Genomic DNA, 17,033 nt, shown 5'->3' on the forward strand with positions numbered 1-17,033 from the left:
AGCGTATGTACTAACACATACGCTCTATTTGAAGACATTTAAAACTTTTTGGACACTGTGTTGAATGTTATCAGTCTGGGTAATCAAAGTAATAAACGCTGCACCGACTGCTCCATTATCCTGTAAGGATTGCAGGTTGTTCAGTGTGATACCACCGATTGCAACAATTGGAACATTGCTTACTTGGACCATATCCTGAAGGAGGGAAAGTCCCATTGGTGGCACGGCATCAGCTTTTGAGTTAGTCGAAAAGATTGGTCCAGCACCGATGTAATCGATAGCCGAGATTGAATTGGCAGTTTCAACCTGAGCGACTGTTTGGCAGGACAGTCCGATTATCATACCCGGATCAGCATCACGAATCACTTTCGTAATACGTTCATCTTTTTGGCCAACGTGGATCCCATCAGCATGTAATTCGTTTGCTAGTTCAACATCATCGTCAACAATGAATGGAATGTTGGCGGACCAACAAATATCAAGTAATCTCTTACCCATGTCGAGTCTCTGAGCTGAAGTTAAGATAGAACTACCCTTGTCACGATATTGGAATGTGGTAATACCGCTTTGAATAGCCGTTTCCAGCAACTGTGGAAAATCCTTATCACCGATGTCTTGAGTACCGCAGACAAAATAAGCTCTTAAAAATTTTGAATCAAATTTCATCATTAAGCTCTTCGGAAGTCTGATTATAAGCCCAATGATTGAGTGGACCGTGTCCATGACCCACTTGAATCGTATTCTTTATCGCTGCTTCCACAAATTTCTTCCCGAAGAGAATCGCCTCCTTTATTGTTGAACCCTTAGCAAGACTTGAGACAATGGCTGATGACAAGGTATCACCAGTACCATGTGTCCGTATCGTCTCAATTCGAGGACTATTCATCCAAAAATTTTCTCCAGATTCTAATAAAACTAAATCTCTTACTGTTTCTGTATCGCCGTGGCCACCTTTGACTATTACATTTTTAGCTCCTAATGCCTGAATCTTCTTGGCAGCGACTAGCATTGCACTCTGGCTTTCTATTTTCATATCTGCCAATCGTTCTGCCTCCGGCATATTTGGTGTAATTATTGTGGCAAGCTGGGACAATTTAGTACGTATCAAATCAATTCCTTCATCAGAAATCAGCTGTGCACCACCTTTTGCGACCATGACTGGATCGAGAACTAGTGGACCAAAGTCGTATTTCTGCAAGTTATCATAAACAAGTTGAACGTGTTCAGCATCTGCGAGCATCCCTGTCTTACAAGCTTTTATGTCGAAATCATCGTGTATAGATTGAAATTGCTCATTGATCATCTTTGGCGATAATGCTTGGAAATCTTGAACGCCCAAGGTATTTTGAGCTGTAACCGCCACAACTACTGCGGTAGAAAAGACTCCACACTCCTGCATCGTCTTCAGATCCGCCATTATCCCGGCACCACCACCACTATCCGTACCCGCAATAGTGAGTGCTTGTGGAAAACTATTTATCTCAGTCATCGTATTTCCCCCATTCTTCCACATCATCGACTGTGATTTGATACAACTTATCGATCAACTTGATGCCAAATTCAGATGGACCGATTTCTGGATAATCGTTCATAACTATTTCACCGGCGAGGCTGAAAACTAAACAACCTACTTTTGCAGCTTCATAGAAGTCACCTTCTGAAACTGCCGCAAATGCCGAAAGTATAGACGACAACATATCCCCAGTACCAACATGAGTTTTGAACATCGGCGTTCCATTGTAAACTTTGGCAATTTTGTCAGCTGTGGCAATGGTATCCGTTTCTCCTGTCACGACGACTACACAACTAAATTTTTTTGCACAGGCTTGAGCCATTTCCGAAACGTCCTGTGTCTGACCTTTATCCAGAGAGTCAATACCTTTGGAGGACCATGCAGCACCAACCAGACTGGCAACCTCACCAGCGTTCCCCCGTATAATAGTAGGTTTTGCTATTCTGAGCAGGTCTTCAACGACCTCTAATCGCTCGGGAACCGCGCCAATACCGACCGGATCAAGGACCAGTGGCTTGTTAAATTCAGTCGCAAGTTCCATTAAGTTGTTGCTGATACTGTTCTGCCGGTCATCGAGAGTTCCGATGTTGACACAAACCCCGCCAGTCATCTGAGTTAAAGTTTTCAGCTCAGTGTCGTAGTTAGTCATCAACGGGGATGCGCCAAGAGCCGCCAAGCCATTAGCAACATCACTTTGCGTGACCGAGTTAGCAATATTTAGGACCATCGGATTATCATTTCTAAGTTGTTGCAGCAGATCAATTTTCACAATACACGCCTCCAAATATAAAAAAACCACGATTCATAACGTAGGCGTCAGAATCGTGGCATAATAATGCACAGATTTTGCACTTTCCTACGCAAGTATTAACTTACAGGTTCAAAGGGATCGGATTACTCCGTCTCAGTTTCAGTCGAAACACCCCTAGTGCGAATTATTTTGTTGTTAGTTTGAGTTTAGCATATTGGATTGTGAATTGGTAGCGGTTTCTTATTTATCGGTATCCGGATCGATTAGAGAATTAAGAATATCCATAAAATTCTTGTCTGAATGGTTAGCCACTGCCATTCTGCCTGGTCTGAATCCTGTGGGGAATATTTTATAGTCATTTTCCCAGGTCTTAATTGTGGTACCTATTTCAGTATGCTCATCTTTCTTATCTGAATATCTCAAAAATGGCATCAATGGCATCATTTGAATAACAATTGGTTTGTCTGGATGTCCATTAACTCGAATACCATCCTTATATGATTTAAATTGTTTCAATTTGTCAGTCTTATACGTTTTCAAAACATTAACCGACGGACAATATTTGGTATCAAATACAATTATGCCCACAATTCTATCGTTTTTAAAAATATCCAAATGAATATCAGGCTTATTTTTCCTCTTTGTTGTGTAAATTTGAGTGCTTTCTGGAGCATCTGTATTTTCTTTTTCTGGAATTGATTCGTTGTACACTAACCTTATATCCACTTTTCGACTTTCACTATGCATCATAACGTAAGTTCCATCAGTTAAAACAGGTATTTCATCAGCAAGGGAACAGTTTCCAAAAATCCATCCATCTGTGGGTTCATAACCACTTTTAATTAATTCCTTCAATAATTTTACATATGCCCACATTTCGTACATTTCTGAAGTTCTTTTGAAACTGTAGCCATAATCCTTTGAAAGAGTTAATTGATATTTCTTTTTCGATAAATTGATGTAATAGGTATACAGATTCCTGTAATTAGGATCGGTTGATAAGGCTTTAGGAATTCGTCTTTGCTCTTCAGCTTTAATTTCTCTAAATCTAGCGTCTTGCAGTACTCTCTCAATATAAGATTTGAATTTAGACATTAAATCTTGCTTCTCAATTAAAGAATCTAACTCATCTTTCTGATTCGTTAATTTTTTCTGTTCATATGCAACACTTGGATCATCAGAAAAATGTGCGAGCCTTGGATCTGTTACTGCAGATTGGTATTCCTTGTCAAATAGATTATCACTTCCAAATAGTTGAACTTTATTGTCATAAATCCTAGAACAAAAGGAAATACCCTCTTCCAGAAAATCAATCAAATATTGCAAAATGTATTTTGCATATCGGTTCAGCTTTATATCATAATTCAGTTGATTCGAACTAGACACAATTTGATCATCCCTAGTCGGATTCGTCATCATCATTCGTATTGCTTGTCCATTGACCATCCCATTTGTTGAAGAACTTTGTAACCTGTTTTCTTTCTTGATTTCAAACTTCATGTTATTCATCAAAAATTTAACTGCCAATTGTAATTCTTTTTCTTGATGGATAAAGTCAAGAATTCTGGCCCACATTTGTATACTTTCATTGTTTGCAACATCATCAATCTTATAGATCAATCCGTCTTTCATCGAACCATCAATTGCTAATCCTCGGATCTTATCTTCCAAGTCGGTAACCATGGCTGATACATCATTATCAGTTACTAATCCATTTTTATAATTGACTTTCACCTTGGAAAAACGTGTTTCAGTCCCATGCTTAATTTTGAAATAGTAATCAGCTACAAATGGCTGGTTCATTCTGTATTTGCTGTCACTTTTTTCAAATATGGTTACTTTAACTCCATTCTTGTTGGAAATAACTTTGCAATCCCCATCCTCAGTTGTCTTAAGGTCTTTGGGATTGACCTCAGGATTAATGTATTTTGATAAATCATATAAGTCAAGTTCATCATTGGAATCGTCACTGTAAAACGTCAAATTCAATGGATGATCTTCCTCCACTACAAAATAACCATCTTTTGATAAATTTTGAACATCGTTTTCACTTTTAGCAAATTGATCAAATTCAATTTCTTTTGAATAATTGGATACAATTCTACATTGTGATGCCATATTCATCTACGTCCCTTCTCTTATCATCAATAGCAGATTTTGATTGGGTAAAATCATATTTTTCCGGTAAACTAGTTAAAATCGATTTTAAGTAAATCATTTTATCAATTGGTTTATCAATATTTGTTTTATTAGTTAAATCACTAAAATCAATTTTTGCATCCTCGTCTGAAAGCAAATTCCCCAATTGATCTCTTGACCCTTTGATCTTACTCAGTATTCTTTGCTTTATTAGACTGTCTAGGGCAACTTCTCTTGTAAATTCAGTATCATCTGGCAAATTGGAAAGATAATCATTCATTTGTTTAATAATTCTCCATCCAATACCAACATTTGGATCAGCTTGATTAATAGCCTTATGTATCAACCAAAGCATTTTCAATTCTTCATCGGTTAATAAACGTTCTTTATCATTGCCGGAATTCTTGAAGCTTTCAAAAGTATCAGTTGAAATAATTGAGTCAAAACCATCATCAACCACTTCTTGTTTTTGATTAATTTTACTGAAGTTTTGAACACGTAAATGTATCACATTAGATCTGTCCAGAACCTTATCTGATAGTTTGAACGTCGAATCATCGGTGTTGACAGTTCCAACAAATAATACATTTTTGCCTATTTTGATTTTTGACTTATATTCAGAATTATTTTCCATGCCAATAAGCCCATCACTGTATAATCTGATACTTCTTTCCCCATCTTCACGTTCAAGAACCGATAGAAATTGGGAGAAATATTGTTCAACCTTTGCCAAGTTCATTTCATCAAATAAAACAATATACATTTGGTCAGGATTCTTCTCTGCTTCAATTAATTTATCGACTAATCCACTATCACCTGGACGGAAACAATTATGCATCATATCGGCAAATCCTAACATGTCTGAATCATCAGTCCATGATGGTCTGACAGGTACAAAACAAAAATTGTCTTCAATTCCCATCGCTTTGGCATAGGCATTAACTAATTGTGACTTACCAGTACCACTAAGACCCGCAAGAACTACCATGCCTTGGCTTAACATGGATGTATGAAAATTAATTAAATCATTGTGATCATAGAAGAGATTTTCATTTTTTGTTACTTGTTCGAAATGTTTTAAAAAAGCTGATTCATATTCAATCATGTCGGTAAATTCCATACCTCTTGGTATAAAGGCAACGCCATTGCACAGATATGAATTTCGTTCTAATTCGTTTCTTGAAATATTTCTTTCTGAAACACCTTCACCAAAAGTAAAATGATAACCATCTTCATCAAATGTTTGATCCGTAATACCACTAAACATGATTAACGAATTGTTATCATCAAATATAAGTCTGGAAGGAATCTCTTTTAAATCTTGCGTCCAATTATTTAAAGCAAAACCGATATTTTCAAATTTAAGTCCATTTTCGAAATCAGTTATACTACCTTCAAAAATATCAGAACTAATTACTGGAACGGATTCAAAATCGTCTTTTGATGATATTTCTGACGGTTTATTTATTATAAATGGATCATCAGGGGATGGTCTGTCATTCCCCTCATTATCCGTATCAATATGAAACTTGGTAACAATGAGTTTATCATCAAAGTACGATTTTGCTTTGTCTTCCCGGACTTTTTCTAATTCATCAGGATTATCAGTAAAATTAAAACGATCATCCATCTCAATTAAAATCTTTTTTCCGTTAAATTGTTCCTCATTATAAATATCTGGTGTCGGAGAAATAGGTATAACTCTCAAATATAACTTCTTCTTATCTTTAGAAAACCATCCACTATTTCCGTCAGAAACTTTGCACAACAACTGATAGTCAGATTTTGTTTTAGTTTTAGTAGTATTTGTCATTAAACGTCCCCCACAATATAAATAATTTTATATTTTGATTATATACCTAAACTTTTTAAGAAAACAAAAAAATGACCACCAGAGAAGCGAGTTGTAACTAAAAAAAGATTTGATGAAGAAAAATACAACAAAAATCGTATTCATTTCAAAATACAAATAAATCTAATTAAATTTAAGTATTGATGGCAAGATTTTAAAAAAAAACGTAATATTATATAGTGCACAAAAAATAAGTGAGGTAAACACATGACTAGTTCTGTAAGTTCCAATGAAACAAAGAAACTTGATATTGATGCTTTTTTCTCTGGGGTTGGTGGAATTGAACTTGGTTTTGAACAAACCGGTGAGTTCAGAGTAGTTTATGCCAACGAATTCGACAAAAATGCTAGAACTACATATTCAGAAAATTTCCCTGAAATAAATCTCGACGGAAGAGATATCCACCAAGTAAATCCTAAAGACATACCATCAGCAGATGTTATAATGGGAGGATTTCCATGTCAGGCATTCAGCATAGCCGGATATAGAAAGGGCTTTGAAGATCAAAGAGGAGATTTATTTTTTGAATTATTGAAAATGATAAAATCAAAATCTCCTAAAATAGTATTTATCGAAAACGTAAAAAATTTGGTTACGCATGATCATGGAAATACCTTCAAAGTCATCAGAGAAGCTTTAGAAATGAATGGATATTTATTAAAATGGAAAGTTCTAAACGGAAAAGATTTTGGAAATATACCACAAAACCGGGAAAGAATTTATTTGATTGGATTCAAAAACAAAAAAGTATATGATTCATTTGAATTCCCATCTGCTATTCCATTAACTACAACAATTCATGAAATTATTGATTTTAAAAATGAAAAAGATGAAAGATATTACTATCGTGAAGGCAAACAGCCATTTTTTAATAAAATGAGACCCGAAATCAAAAGTCAAGATACTGTTTACCAATGGAGAAGACAATATGTCCGTGAAAATAAAGCTGGAGTTATTCCAACTTTAACTGCGAATATGGGAACCGGGGGACACAATGTACCTCTGATTTTAACTGATTCAAAAGAAATCAGAAAACTCACACCTAAAGAGACCTTCAATGCGCAGGGCTACCCAAAGTCTTTTAAGCTACCTAAGATTGCAAATGGTCAACTCTACAAGCAAGCTGGTAATTCAGTTGTAGTACCTGTGATACGAAGAATTGCATCACAAATTATTTCAGCATTAAAAAACGACACTACTGATACCATTCCAAACTTTTCTCCTATTACTATTAAAAGATATGCATTAATACTCTCAAATATCAGTGGAAGATTCGAGGGATCTAGTTTTGTAGAAAGATCATCGGATTCATATGATGATCTTTATAACTATGCAAAAAAATCAAGCATTCAATTATTAACAGATGAGGAATATTTAAAACTGGTACAAAAAAACCGTAGCATGAAGTTTTATATGATTGAAGAATCATAATTTAATTTCCTTAAATGTTTGAATAATCATGTTATAGTACGAAAAAAAGGAGCTGAATACTATGGCAAGTGTATGGTCTAACTATCCATTTGAACAACAAAATGAATACAAGTCTTATATAAGAATGTACGGTGCCTTATCTTCAATGTTTAATCAAAAATCTTCAATTACTGGCGCACCATACTTGGATTCAAAGTTTCAAGAAACTGTTTATGCAAAGAGTTTCAAGGCTGATGCCGTTGATATTGGAAATACGCCACATGATATGACATCCACATTTGGATCAAGGAAAGTTGGGATTGGCATAAAAACGTGGCTAAATAGTAGTCCTTCATATCAAAAGGTAATGCAACTAAAGGCAAATAAACCCGAAATTGAAAAGCTAAACAATGTAAATACCCAAATTGAACTCGCAAGAAAAATTTCTTCAATTAAAAACAAGAGATTGCACGCCGACTATATACGATTAGGCTTGGATGAGGATGAAAATATTTATCATTATGTTACAAGAGATAAAGGAAAACTAACTATTCAAGAAACAACTTACCCTTTAGTGAACTTAAATAAATTAACCCCAACAAATTACTCAGCTAAATCATTTGAGTTTACTGACGGGATTAAACAATATAAATATACTTTTGGAGATAGCCAAATTTGGATGAAGTTTGGAGAAAATGACGATAAATCCATTATTGATGAAGTATCAGTTGATATTATGGACGATCCGTTTGATTTTCTTAAAGATTCTTTCCAAAATATTCAAAACTATAAAAATTATATGACCTCAACCGATGCTATTTATTTGCCACTTTATTCTTTCAAATATCACAGAGTGGAATTAAAAAGTGGACTAAATGCTTGGAATGCAAAGCCCAAGAGCAAATATTCTAATACTCCCAGACCTGAAGCGGAAGTATATATTCCCATTCCAAAAATATTTGCAAAAAAGTATCCCTATTGGTTCAACCCCCAAGTCGATTTGAGAAATCACAAAGAATATAAAAGGATCTCGAAAACAAATAATTACGAATTTAACCTTCATTTCCCTAATGGCACCATCTTTCCAGCTTTGGTCGGTCAAGATGGATTCAAAGCACTACAAACAAATCCTCAAAATGCCTTAGGAAAATGGTTACTTTATAATATTCTGGGTCTAAAAAAAGGTGAACTCGTTACTATGGACATACTAAATACAATTGGCTTCGACAGTGTCAAACTTTGGCATAAAGATAAAAAGAATTTTAAAGATCTTTGGATAGATTTTGCTCCAACAGGATCATTTGAAAGATTCATTAGAAACCAAAGTCAAGATTCTAACACAGAGTATGAGTAACCATTTATCGAAGTACTCACACATGAATTTTAGTAGTTTAATACTCTATTTTCTAACCATTAAAAAATTACATTAAAACAAATTTCCTCCTTGACAATTCATTCGGTACCGAAGTATACTCCTAAGTGAAATATATTTCGGTACCGAATGTTTTTTAATATAAAATGAAAAGAGGAATTTACTATGAGCAAATTTACAGATGATTTAATGAAAAAATTCCATTTTGTTGGCAAAGCCAGCAATGCTTTTATGCACCAAAACAAACAACGTCTAACTGGTCAACAACGTGTTCTTGCTATCTTACGACTTGAGGACAACTTATCTCAAAGTTATCTTCAAGAAGTGCTTGATCTCCGTCCTAGTTCTTTGGCTGAACTATTGAAAAAGCTCGAAGACAACGGTGATATTACTCGTAAGGAAGATGAATCTGACAAACGGATCAAACGTGTTATCTTAACTGATCAAGGTCGTGAGAAAGCTGACGAAAATGCTTCCTTTAAGGCTGAGGATATCAGTGCTGATTTCTTTTCTGGCCTTTCTGAGTCAGAACAACAAGAATTTGAAAGTCTTTTAGACAAGATTTCTAATGGTTGGGATGACGACTTTAAGAAGCAAGCTGACAGTTTTGTTGATCCAATGGATCGTTTTGCATCTATGCAAAAAATGCGTGACGAAATGATGAAGAAATACGGTGACAATTTTGAAAATATGTCGCCTGAAGACATTAAACATATGCGTCATGACATGAGACATAACATGAAAGAAATGGGTGGTCACGGCATGGGTATGCATGGTTGTGGCGGTCCAGGAATGGGACGTCGTATGCGTGATGGAATGCATATGGGACACCGTTCTGACTTCTGGTATGCAAATAGATTTTAACTAAAAAGGACAATCCTGGGATTGTCCTTTTTCCATATCTAAATTCTGGTCAAATCTAACTTACTATTGATTGCATACATAATCATCCCACCGATACTCATCGACAATAATTCTCCAATACCAATCGTTAACCAACCAAACCAGAATGGCATCTTGAATGCGATAAACAATTCACCGGCAACTGTAAACATTGAGAATGCGAATACTACTGCAGTTATGATGAATTTTACTCGTAAATCCTTCGTAAATTTGGTTATCCACAATACGAAAAATAGCACTAACAATGTTGCTATAGTTCCGATTGGCACATCTAATGCCCAAGTTGGTGACATAAAATTGGCCAAAAAAACACCAAGCGTGACTCCCCAAACGTACTTCTTGTTGAACAGAACTAAGTAATTAAACATTTCTGACATCCTAACTTGAATTGCCCCGAAACTTAGCGGTTGCAAGACGAATGTCACTGCCACATACATGGCTGCAATTACTGCTGTACTAACGATTGTTTGAACGGTCGAACTTGATGTTCTTGTAAAGTTTTTCATTATTTGCTCCTTTATACCCATCGGTATTAATAACTACGACCAAAGGAAGAAGTGCCGCAGTGGTGAATTTTTCACCTTTTATTTTGTTTTATTTGGCAGTCCAGCCGCCGTCGATTGGCACCACACTACCATGAATATAATCTGATCTCTCACTTGATAAAAACAGTGATAACTCCGCAACTTCATCTGGAGTTGCCCATCGTTTGGCAGGGGTCTCATCTGCCACCCACTTTGCCATTTTACCGTCTCCAGCAAAATCTGCGGCATTCATTGGTGTATCAATTGCTCCAGGAGCAATACAGTTTGCACGTATACCTTGGCCTGCATAATCAATGTCGAGTTGCTTGGTCATGCCGATAACGGCGTGCTTGGCTGCAGTATAAGCGACTCCACCGCCACCAGCAACCAATCCAGCGATTGATGCCATATTGACGAATACTCCGTGTTTTTGTTCCAACATGATTGGTAAAACAGTTTTTATCATCAAAAATTGACTGGTCAAATCTGTCTGAATTGTGTCATTCCACTGGTCGACAGAAGTATCTATTACATTCCGATAATCATCCAACACGCCTGCTGTATTGCAAACTACGTCAATTTTACCAGATACTTTCTGGATCAATTCTCGTAATTTATCAAAAGTGGGAATGTCGGAAACATTCCCGATTAGAGTGTATAGATTACTATTCTGCAAGGGAATCTCATTCTTATCAAGAGCTACCACAGTTGCATTATTTTCCAAAAATAATTTAGCCTGAGATAGTCCAATTCCTGATGCTGCACCTGTCACAATAACCGTTTGGCCGGAAAAATCTTCAGCCATTATTCGACCAATTCCCAGTCATCTGCCAAAATATCGCAATCAGTTGGTGACCACATGCTGTATGCTTCATCCTCAGTTTTAATAAGGAAGTAAGGGTTCAAAACATCCCCTTCAAACTTGCTTTCTTGTTGCAAGATAATGAATAATTCAGTACCTTCCCAGCCGGTTCTAACTACCTTTTCACCATTTTTAATGTGAGGTAATATTTTTTCAAAAGTCATAATTTGTCCTCCGTGGATCGTATTTTAAAAGCTTAACATGATATGTATTTTATTTCATCAACAAACCGGCTCGATGCGCATAATGTTTATACAATCCCGCATAACGACTATTGTAATCATCTTTCCATGGTTTATCGCGGCCACAGAAATGCAACACGACTGTATTTTCAATCACCCAATCGAGATTCCATTTGCCTTTTCCCAACGCGGTGTACAAGCTGCTCATTCTGGCATCATAATTGTAAATTTCATCAGGAATTTTAGTAATATAATGGCCATACAATCCGTTCAAAACATCTTGATCCGGCAAGAATAAATTCAGCTTATTTTTCTTAATATAGTCAAAAATATCAGTAGCTTTAACTGTCTTACGAATTGAATCCAAATTCATCAACAGGACCCCAGAATTATAGTAACTTTCTGCCTCATAATTACCCAGTCTAATTTTATTCATAGCATCAGTAACGTCGTTTTCGAAAGCAGCATGGCTGGCAGCGGCATATAAATTATCGCCAATATCCAAATTATATAAATCTACCAAACTATTAATAATCAATATATCAACGTCCATGTATAAGATACGATGAACATCCTCAGGCAAATATTCATGAGCCAATAAACGATAGTAAATTGTTTCTGGATAACGATCTGTGGTTGGAGCATCCTCAAATATTTTGGGATCTACTAATACAGCATGGTAGTCCATATCCATTCTCTGACAGAATTCAATGATTTCATCAGTAGCCTTCAATTTATCCTTTTGAATCACGTAAACAGAAAAATGCTCGTTCGGAGTGTTCATCTTAATTGAATATAAGCACGTCAATAATTGTGTAGTCACATTGTCGTCTATTGCGAATAATAAATTCATATAGCCCCTCCACCATTTAATTGATGATAATTATATCATTGCTAATTGCAACAAAAAAACAGGCTCTCACCTGTTTAAGAATTATCTTTCATATATTGAATTAAAACATCACTATCTTTTACAAATTCATGTGTTGAAACTTGGTAATAACCTACAAAATCAGTATCTCCATTTGCATCTTGTATTTGATCTGGATTCTCAAGTCGAGTCAACCAGCCTGTATTGGCAGCTAACGATCTCGTTGCAACTACGTTATGACTGTCATCATACAACTTAGTTGGTCCCTTTGTTAAAACAACCTTGTAATTATAACGCTTATCCTCTGCAGGATTGGTTGCTACCCAAATATTCATTTTATCTATATTTGTAAAATACTGTAATCTGATCCATCTATTAGTTGAAACCTGAACGAATCTTTCAGTCATACCCCAACCTATTTTTTTAGCATATATTCTATCGAAGAATTGCCATTTTCCTGGTCCCATATTTTCACCAGTATAAACCATCTTGCCATCTTTGAGTTCGAATTCATCAGTAACAAAATAATCTGCATTAGTCATATCGACGACACCGCTAGATTCTTTGGCTGTGTATCGTGAACCATCTTCAACATTATAAGATGGCACAACATGTGTATATTTGTAATCTTCTGTGACCCATTCATTTGGTGAAACTCTGAAGAAATTGTTTACTGGATCCTCAGAATATACTTGATAGGTCATCCCTTTTGCTAAAGTTCTTCCCGTCTCAGTAAAAGTCCCATCATCACTTCTTGAATAAACGGGTGTGTTATCACTCATCTTGATCATGCCGTCGTAATCCTTGACTTTAGCATTAACGGTCGTATTGTTGAAAGTCATCGCAACAATAACTAGTGACAACGTAAATATAATTGCACTTAAAATTTTTTTCATAAACTTTCCCCCACTAATCAGTATATATGATAACTGAAGTTTTCATTGTTAAATTTAAGTTGCAAATATAATGATATAATTCAAGGGATATTAAGTTAATCAATACTGAATAACAAAAAGTACCGTTTTATTATGATCTCTAATTCTTCTGAAGAAACACTGTCTTTCACATCACTGGATTCAATATTCCTAGCTTTTAAGTCTAAAGTTTTTGTTTGATCGAGAAGGACTTTTCCAAAAACTTTCTTAGTAGATTCTAATTTATAATACATCGGAAAATCTCTTTTAGTTGAACTTATTGGTGCAACTATTGAAATATTACTTTTTTCGGCTACAAGATCATTAGTTAAAACAATTCCTGGCCTACTGTTTTTCTGCTCATGTCCCACGCTGGGATTAAAGTTCACAAATACAATATCTCCTTGTTTTACCAATCTAGTTCATCCCCCTTTGATGAACCCCAATCCAGTTCAGTTTCACGAATCCCATCGTCTTCCCAACCATCAAACAATTCATGAATATTTTTTGGCTCTTTAACTATTGGTTTCAAAACTATTTCATTATTATTAATTGAAATTTCCATTCTATCATTCTCCTGTAAATTAAGTTGCTTTATTATGCTTGCAGGAATCCTTATAGCTGAAGAGTTTCCCCATTTTGATATACTTGTAGTTAAGCGTTTCATGTTATTCGCCTCATCTTCTAATCGTACGCTAAGTATATACAATGTATCTACGATATTCAACTGAATCCACTTTGATTTGCAAGTATAATAAATTACGCAAAAATTACTAAATTCATCAAAAAGGAAACCAATATGATCAAACCTATCAACAAAGACAGAATGTCTTTAGCTCAAATTTCAAAGCCTGCAACACCAGATGACTCTCAAGTCGTCATCGACCTTCTAGACACATTAAATGATCACAAAGAGGATTGCGTTGGTATGGCGGCAAACATGATCGGCGTCCACAAACAAATAATTGCGGTAACTGTTGGTGTAGTCAATGTGCCAATGATAAATCCTAAAATAACGAGTAAGGCAAACAGCTACTCTGTTAAAGAAGGCTGTTTATCTCTTTCTGGCGAACGCGAAACCACTAGGTACAAGAACATTGAAGTAACATTTCTTGACCAAAACTTTAAGCAACATACTCAGAAATTCAATGGTTTCATTGCGGAAATCATTCAACATGAAATTGATCACTTTGACGGCATATTAATTTAATTATTTGGAGGCATCATTATGGATGCAAAAGTTCAAGCATATCTTTCATTTGAAAATTCTAAGGAAGCTATCAAATATTACCAAGATGTTTTCGGTGCTACCGATGTGTACCGAATGAGTCCAACGGACGGACAAGCTAAGATGTTCGGACTCGATAAAAAATCTGATCTAAATAATTACACAATGTACGGTGGCTTTAAGATTCTTGGAATTGAATTTAGTTTTTCTGATTCTTTTGGAAATCCAATCAATCAAAATGGACCTGTATCTGTGATGTTGGATGTTAATAGTGAAGATCCTAAAGCTATATCGGCAATCGATGATCTGTACGCTCAATTGGCCAACTCCAAACAAATTGAAATCAATATGCCATTCGAGTCTCAATTCTGGGGAAATAGAATGGGAACTGTCACTGATAAATACGGTATCGTATGGATGCTAAGTTGTTCCCCCTGGTCACAAAAATAAATTTAAGCGTCAGATAATCCATTAATTATCTGACGCTTTTTTGCAATCATATTTGACTTAAATAAATGTATTAATTAACTATTCATAATGATAAGATTAATTCGTAAAAATAATGTGGAGATGATTTTATGAAATCACAACTATATCCTTATCTCGCTTTCGAAAACGCTAAGGAAGCTCTCGACTACTACAAAAAGGTTTTTGGTGCCACTGATATTTATCGTTTAAGCCCAAATGCTGAACAGGCCAAGACCTTCCATCTTCCTGCAGAAGCCGATTTAGACAATCTGACTATGCATGCCGGGTTCACTGTTTTGGGTGTGAAAATTGAATGTGCCGACGCCTTCACTGGTGATCCTAAGCCTTCTGCACAAATTTCATTGATGATTGACATCGATAGCGAAGATGAAGAAGCAAATTCTGCTGCTGAAGACTTCTATCAACGTATTCAAGATTCCGAAGAGGTTGAAATTACTATGCCTTATGAAGCACAATTCTGGGGTGGAAAAATGGGTTCATTCACTGATAAATACGGCATCTCATGGATGTTACATTCATCTCCATGGTCACAAGCAGTTGACCATCCTGAAGAACATAAATAAACAAAAAGTCATTCCAATTAAGGAATGACTTTTATTTGTATGGATTGGCTTTTAACGTTTGAGTATAAAAATTAATTTCGTGGAAAACTTCTTTTAGTCGTGAAGCAAAGTGATCACTGTTCTCTACGTCATTGACCATTTCACCATCATCGGTAAAGTTAGGATCAGCGTTCCAAAGTAGTGCAGCACTAGGTAATACGATCATGCTCAGCATTTGCAAGATGGGAACGATTGATGCTGCAGCAACGATTCCACCATCACTAAAGTGTGAATAAGCAACAACTTGAACTGGTTTTCTAGCAACTTCACCGCCGACATAATCAAGCGCATTCTTCAATGCTCCAGAAATTGCACGGTCATATTCTGGTGTCATAATTACGAAACCATCTTGTTCAGATAAAGTATCGAGCCATTTTTCTTCATTTGAAGACAAGTTTTGGATTTTATCCTCTAATGGTGTCTCCGGATGATCGTAAAGTGGAAGTGGATAATCACGCAGATTTATCCATGTATATTCAATATCACTCGAATCTTTCATAGTGTCCTTAAGATATTTGAAAATTTTCCCACCAAGTGATTCTTCTCTTGCTGTTCCTAAAATTACGCCAATTTTTGCTGTCAAATCGTTACCTCCATTATGTATATTCCAAAATTATATAGATAAATATAATTATTTTATATATAAAGAGTAATGCTAATACTTTAGCTAGTCAATTTATCTGTTTGCTTAAAAATTAATTTGATTCGCTTTTTTAGAATTGACTTTTCCTAGCAGGTAGATAGCAATCATTCCAACGGTTATTCCAACAACCGCTGTGATAACAAGGATCCACCAGCTCAATTGATCAACTTTTAATGCAAAGAAAGAGCGATTCCAAGGTCCCCAAACTGGAATCCAAGAACCCATTAAGTGTAACTTCAAGAATGCGACTGCTATTAATGGCCCACTGACGATAGACGCAATGATTCCACTAAATCTCTGCTTTCCGACTAAATATACAGAAATCAAATTTGGTAGGTACTCAATTATATTTACTAATAATAAGAGCACGGTAAAGTGATAATTCCATCCCATAGCCTGCCTCATATGATCACAATCGTGTAACGAAATAATCAACAACATAAATAAATTAGAAATCAATAATATGTACGCATTCCTTCGAGAAAACGCCTTTTTATCTAAAAAGCTAGTTTTATTAATGTTGCGCATTGCTAAAATCCCCAATAGTACGAAAGCAATTCCAATCAATCCATGTACGACTGTTCCAAATGGGCTTTTATCCAACCACATTAAATATGCAGCAAATACTTCTGTGGCAAAAAGTAGAACGATCAATAACCATGAAAAGAATCTGGCTACTCCATTTCTCATATTATCCCCTTTTCTTAGTCAACTTTTAGTTGAAATGATACTTATATTTTAACTAAATGGTAGCACTTTCAATAATGTATAATAGCAA

At 35.6% G+C, this 17,033-nt stretch carries 20 protein-coding genes and 1 riboswitch; of the genes, 6 read left to right on the forward strand and 14 right to left on the reverse strand.

The window, feature by feature from the left end:
• Positions 1 to 24 precede the first annotated feature (24 nt).
• The 5 genes from thiE to EKM63_RS08490 all read right to left on the reverse strand — a co-directional run bounded on the left by thiE (position 25) and on the right by EKM63_RS08490 (position 6,216).
• On the reverse strand, positions 25 to 669 hold the full coding sequence (thiE, locus tag EKM63_RS08470; RefSeq protein WP_318530635.1) for a thiamine phosphate synthase: 645 nt from the start codon (positions 667 to 669) through the stop codon (positions 25 to 27).
• Entirely contained in the window at positions 656 to 1,489 is an 834-nt protein-coding gene (gene thiD, locus EKM63_RS08475) for a bifunctional hydroxymethylpyrimidine kinase/phosphomethylpyrimidine kinase (RefSeq protein ID WP_125705661.1), read from the reverse strand. Before thiD ends, thiE begins: the two co-directional genes overlap by 14 nt.
• On the reverse strand, positions 1,482 to 2,312 hold the full coding sequence (thiM, locus tag EKM63_RS08480) for a hydroxyethylthiazole kinase (RefSeq protein ID WP_318530636.1): 831 nt from the start codon (positions 2,310 to 2,312) through the stop codon (positions 1,482 to 1,484). The genes thiD and thiM overlap by 8 nt, the downstream gene beginning before the upstream one ends.
• A gap of 37 nt (positions 2,313 to 2,349) precedes the next feature.
• A riboswitch (TPP riboswitch) is annotated at positions 2,350 to 2,450 on the reverse strand.
• Between the two features lie 54 nt (positions 2,451 to 2,504).
• Positions 2,505 to 4,382, reverse strand: a complete 1,878-nt coding sequence (locus EKM63_RS08485; protein ID WP_164504935.1) for a nuclease domain-containing protein — start codon at positions 4,380 to 4,382, stop codon at positions 2,505 to 2,507.
• Complete coding sequence (locus EKM63_RS08490; protein WP_125705667.1) at positions 4,366 to 6,216, reverse strand: McrB family protein; 1,851 nt, start codon at positions 6,214 to 6,216, stop codon at positions 4,366 to 4,368. Before EKM63_RS08490 ends, EKM63_RS08485 begins: the two co-directional genes overlap by 17 nt.
• Positions 6,217 to 6,462: 246 nt before the next feature.
• Between EKM63_RS08490 and dcm the strand changes: the two genes are divergently transcribed.
• From dcm to EKM63_RS08505, 3 genes are all read left to right on the forward strand, one after another.
• The gene (dcm, locus tag EKM63_RS08495; protein WP_125705669.1) at positions 6,463 to 7,686 is read left to right on the forward strand and encodes a DNA cytosine methyltransferase; all 1,224 of its coding nucleotides are present in this window, start codon (positions 6,463 to 6,465) and stop codon (positions 7,684 to 7,686) included.
• 145 nt (positions 7,687 to 7,831) lie between these two features.
• Complete coding sequence (locus tag EKM63_RS08500; RefSeq protein WP_225418282.1) at positions 7,832 to 9,019, forward strand: phospholipase D-like domain-containing protein; 1,188 nt, start codon at positions 7,832 to 7,834, stop codon at positions 9,017 to 9,019.
• A gap of 183 nt (positions 9,020 to 9,202) precedes the next feature.
• The gene (locus EKM63_RS08505; RefSeq protein WP_125705673.1) at positions 9,203 to 9,901 is read left to right on the forward strand and encodes a MarR family winged helix-turn-helix transcriptional regulator; all 699 of its coding nucleotides are present in this window, start codon (positions 9,203 to 9,205) and stop codon (positions 9,899 to 9,901) included.
• Between the two features lie 38 nt (positions 9,902 to 9,939).
• Here the strand turns inward: EKM63_RS08505 and EKM63_RS08510 are convergent, their stop codons facing one another.
• The 7 genes from EKM63_RS08510 to EKM63_RS08540 form a co-directional block, all read right to left on the reverse strand.
• Positions 9,940 to 10,446, reverse strand: coding sequence for a QueT transporter family protein (locus EKM63_RS08510; protein WP_125705675.1), 507 nt, complete (start codon positions 10,444 to 10,446; stop codon positions 9,940 to 9,942).
• 88 nt (positions 10,447 to 10,534) lie between these two features.
• On the reverse strand, positions 10,535 to 11,269 hold the full coding sequence (locus EKM63_RS08515; RefSeq protein WP_153494285.1) for a 3-oxoacyl-ACP reductase: 735 nt from the start codon (positions 11,267 to 11,269) through the stop codon (positions 10,535 to 10,537).
• Positions 11,269 to 11,490 carry a DUF2829 domain-containing protein gene (locus EKM63_RS08520; RefSeq protein WP_125705679.1) on the reverse strand — a complete coding sequence of 74 codons (222 nt, stop codon included), beginning with the start codon at positions 11,488 to 11,490 and terminating at the stop codon, positions 11,269 to 11,271. Before EKM63_RS08520 ends, EKM63_RS08515 begins: the two co-directional genes overlap by 1 nt.
• A gap of 49 nt (positions 11,491 to 11,539) precedes the next feature.
• Positions 11,540 to 12,361, reverse strand: coding sequence for a glycosyltransferase family 8 protein (locus EKM63_RS08525; protein ID WP_125705681.1), 822 nt, complete (start codon positions 12,359 to 12,361; stop codon positions 11,540 to 11,542).
• A gap of 74 nt (positions 12,362 to 12,435) precedes the next feature.
• On the reverse strand, positions 12,436 to 13,275 hold the full coding sequence (locus tag EKM63_RS08530) for a hypothetical protein (protein ID WP_125705683.1): 840 nt from the start codon (positions 13,273 to 13,275) through the stop codon (positions 12,436 to 12,438).
• Between the two features lie 95 nt (positions 13,276 to 13,370).
• Positions 13,371 to 13,709, reverse strand: a complete 339-nt coding sequence (locus tag EKM63_RS08535) for a type II toxin-antitoxin system PemK/MazF family toxin (RefSeq protein WP_125705685.1) — start codon at positions 13,707 to 13,709, stop codon at positions 13,371 to 13,373.
• The gene (locus EKM63_RS08540) at positions 13,703 to 13,960 is read right to left on the reverse strand and encodes an AbrB/MazE/SpoVT family DNA-binding domain-containing protein (RefSeq protein ID WP_125705687.1); all 258 of its coding nucleotides are present in this window, start codon (positions 13,958 to 13,960) and stop codon (positions 13,703 to 13,705) included. Before EKM63_RS08540 ends, EKM63_RS08535 begins: the two co-directional genes overlap by 7 nt.
• Before the next feature lie 132 nt (positions 13,961 to 14,092).
• Here EKM63_RS08540 and EKM63_RS08545 point away from each other — a divergent pair, with 132 nt between their 5' ends.
• The 3 genes from EKM63_RS08545 to EKM63_RS08555 all read left to right on the forward strand — a co-directional run bounded on the left by EKM63_RS08545 (position 14,093) and on the right by EKM63_RS08555 (position 15,573).
• Complete coding sequence (locus EKM63_RS08545; protein ID WP_125705689.1) at positions 14,093 to 14,503, forward strand: peptide deformylase; 411 nt, start codon at positions 14,093 to 14,095, stop codon at positions 14,501 to 14,503.
• Positions 14,504 to 14,521: 18 nt separating this feature from the next.
• Positions 14,522 to 14,971: a VOC family protein gene (locus tag EKM63_RS08550; protein WP_125705691.1), complete on the forward strand. Its 450-nt coding sequence runs from the start codon at positions 14,522 to 14,524 to the stop codon at positions 14,969 to 14,971.
• 128 nt (positions 14,972 to 15,099) lie between these two features.
• Entirely contained in the window at positions 15,100 to 15,573 is a 474-nt protein-coding gene (locus EKM63_RS08555) for a VOC family protein (RefSeq protein ID WP_125705692.1), read from the forward strand.
• 31 nt (positions 15,574 to 15,604) lie between these two features.
• Here the strand turns inward: EKM63_RS08555 and EKM63_RS08560 are convergent, their stop codons facing one another.
• Positions 15,605 to 16,195, reverse strand: coding sequence for an NADPH-dependent FMN reductase (locus tag EKM63_RS08560; protein WP_125705694.1), 591 nt, complete (start codon positions 16,193 to 16,195; stop codon positions 15,605 to 15,607).
• Between the two features lie 105 nt (positions 16,196 to 16,300).
• Complete coding sequence (locus EKM63_RS11490; RefSeq protein WP_225418283.1) at positions 16,301 to 16,945, reverse strand: hypothetical protein; 645 nt, start codon at positions 16,943 to 16,945, stop codon at positions 16,301 to 16,303.
• Between the last annotated feature and the right edge of the window lie 88 nt (positions 16,946 to 17,033).

This window comes from Companilactobacillus mishanensis (assembly GCF_003946505.1).
GTDB classification, from domain to species: Bacteria; Bacillota; Bacilli; order Lactobacillales; family Lactobacillaceae; genus Companilactobacillus; species Companilactobacillus mishanensis.

Coding starts and splice junctions, on each gene's coding strand:
- thiE (WP_318530635.1), bottom strand. CDS start 669: ATGATGAAATTTGATTCAAAATTTTTAAGAGCTTATTTTGTCTGCGGT.
- thiD (WP_125705661.1), bottom strand. CDS start 1,489: ATGACTGAGATAAATAGTTTTCCACAAGCACTCACTATTGCGGGTACG.
- EKM63_RS08485 (WP_164504935.1), bottom strand. CDS start 4,382: ATGGCATCACAATGTAGAATTGTATCCAATTATTCAAAAGAAATTGAA.
- EKM63_RS08490 (WP_125705667.1), bottom strand. CDS start 6,216: ATGACAAATACTACTAAAACTAAAACAAAATCTGACTATCAGTTGTTG.
- dcm (WP_125705669.1), top strand. CDS start 6,463: ATGACTAGTTCTGTAAGTTCCAATGAAACAAAGAAACTTGATATTGAT.
- EKM63_RS08500 (WP_225418282.1), top strand. CDS start 7,832: ATGTTTAATCAAAAATCTTCAATTACTGGCGCACCATACTTGGATTCA.
- EKM63_RS08505 (WP_125705673.1), top strand. CDS start 9,203: ATGAGCAAATTTACAGATGATTTAATGAAAAAATTCCATTTTGTTGGC.
- EKM63_RS08510 (WP_125705675.1), bottom strand. CDS start 10,446: ATGAAAAACTTTACAAGAACATCAAGTTCGACCGTTCAAACAATCGTT.
- EKM63_RS08515 (WP_153494285.1), bottom strand. CDS start 11,269: ATGGCTGAAGATTTTTCCGGCCAAACGGTTATTGTGACAGGTGCAGCA.
- EKM63_RS08520 (WP_125705679.1), bottom strand. CDS start 11,490: ATGACTTTTGAAAAAATATTACCTCACATTAAAAATGGTGAAAAGGTA.
- EKM63_RS08525 (WP_125705681.1), bottom strand. CDS start 12,361: ATGAATTTATTATTCGCAATAGACGACAATGTGACTACACAATTATTG.
- EKM63_RS08530 (WP_125705683.1), bottom strand. CDS start 13,275: ATGAAAAAAATTTTAAGTGCAATTATATTTACGTTGTCACTAGTTATT.
- EKM63_RS08540 (WP_125705687.1), bottom strand. CDS start 13,960: ATGAAACGCTTAACTACAAGTATATCAAAATGGGGAAACTCTTCAGCT.
- EKM63_RS08545 (WP_125705689.1), top strand. CDS start 14,093: ATGATCAAACCTATCAACAAAGACAGAATGTCTTTAGCTCAAATTTCA.
- EKM63_RS08550 (WP_125705691.1), top strand. CDS start 14,522: ATGGATGCAAAAGTTCAAGCATATCTTTCATTTGAAAATTCTAAGGAA.
- EKM63_RS08555 (WP_125705692.1), top strand. CDS start 15,100: ATGAAATCACAACTATATCCTTATCTCGCTTTCGAAAACGCTAAGGAA.
- EKM63_RS11490 (WP_225418283.1), bottom strand. CDS start 16,945: ATGAGAAATGGAGTAGCCAGATTCTTTTCATGGTTATTGATCGTTCTA.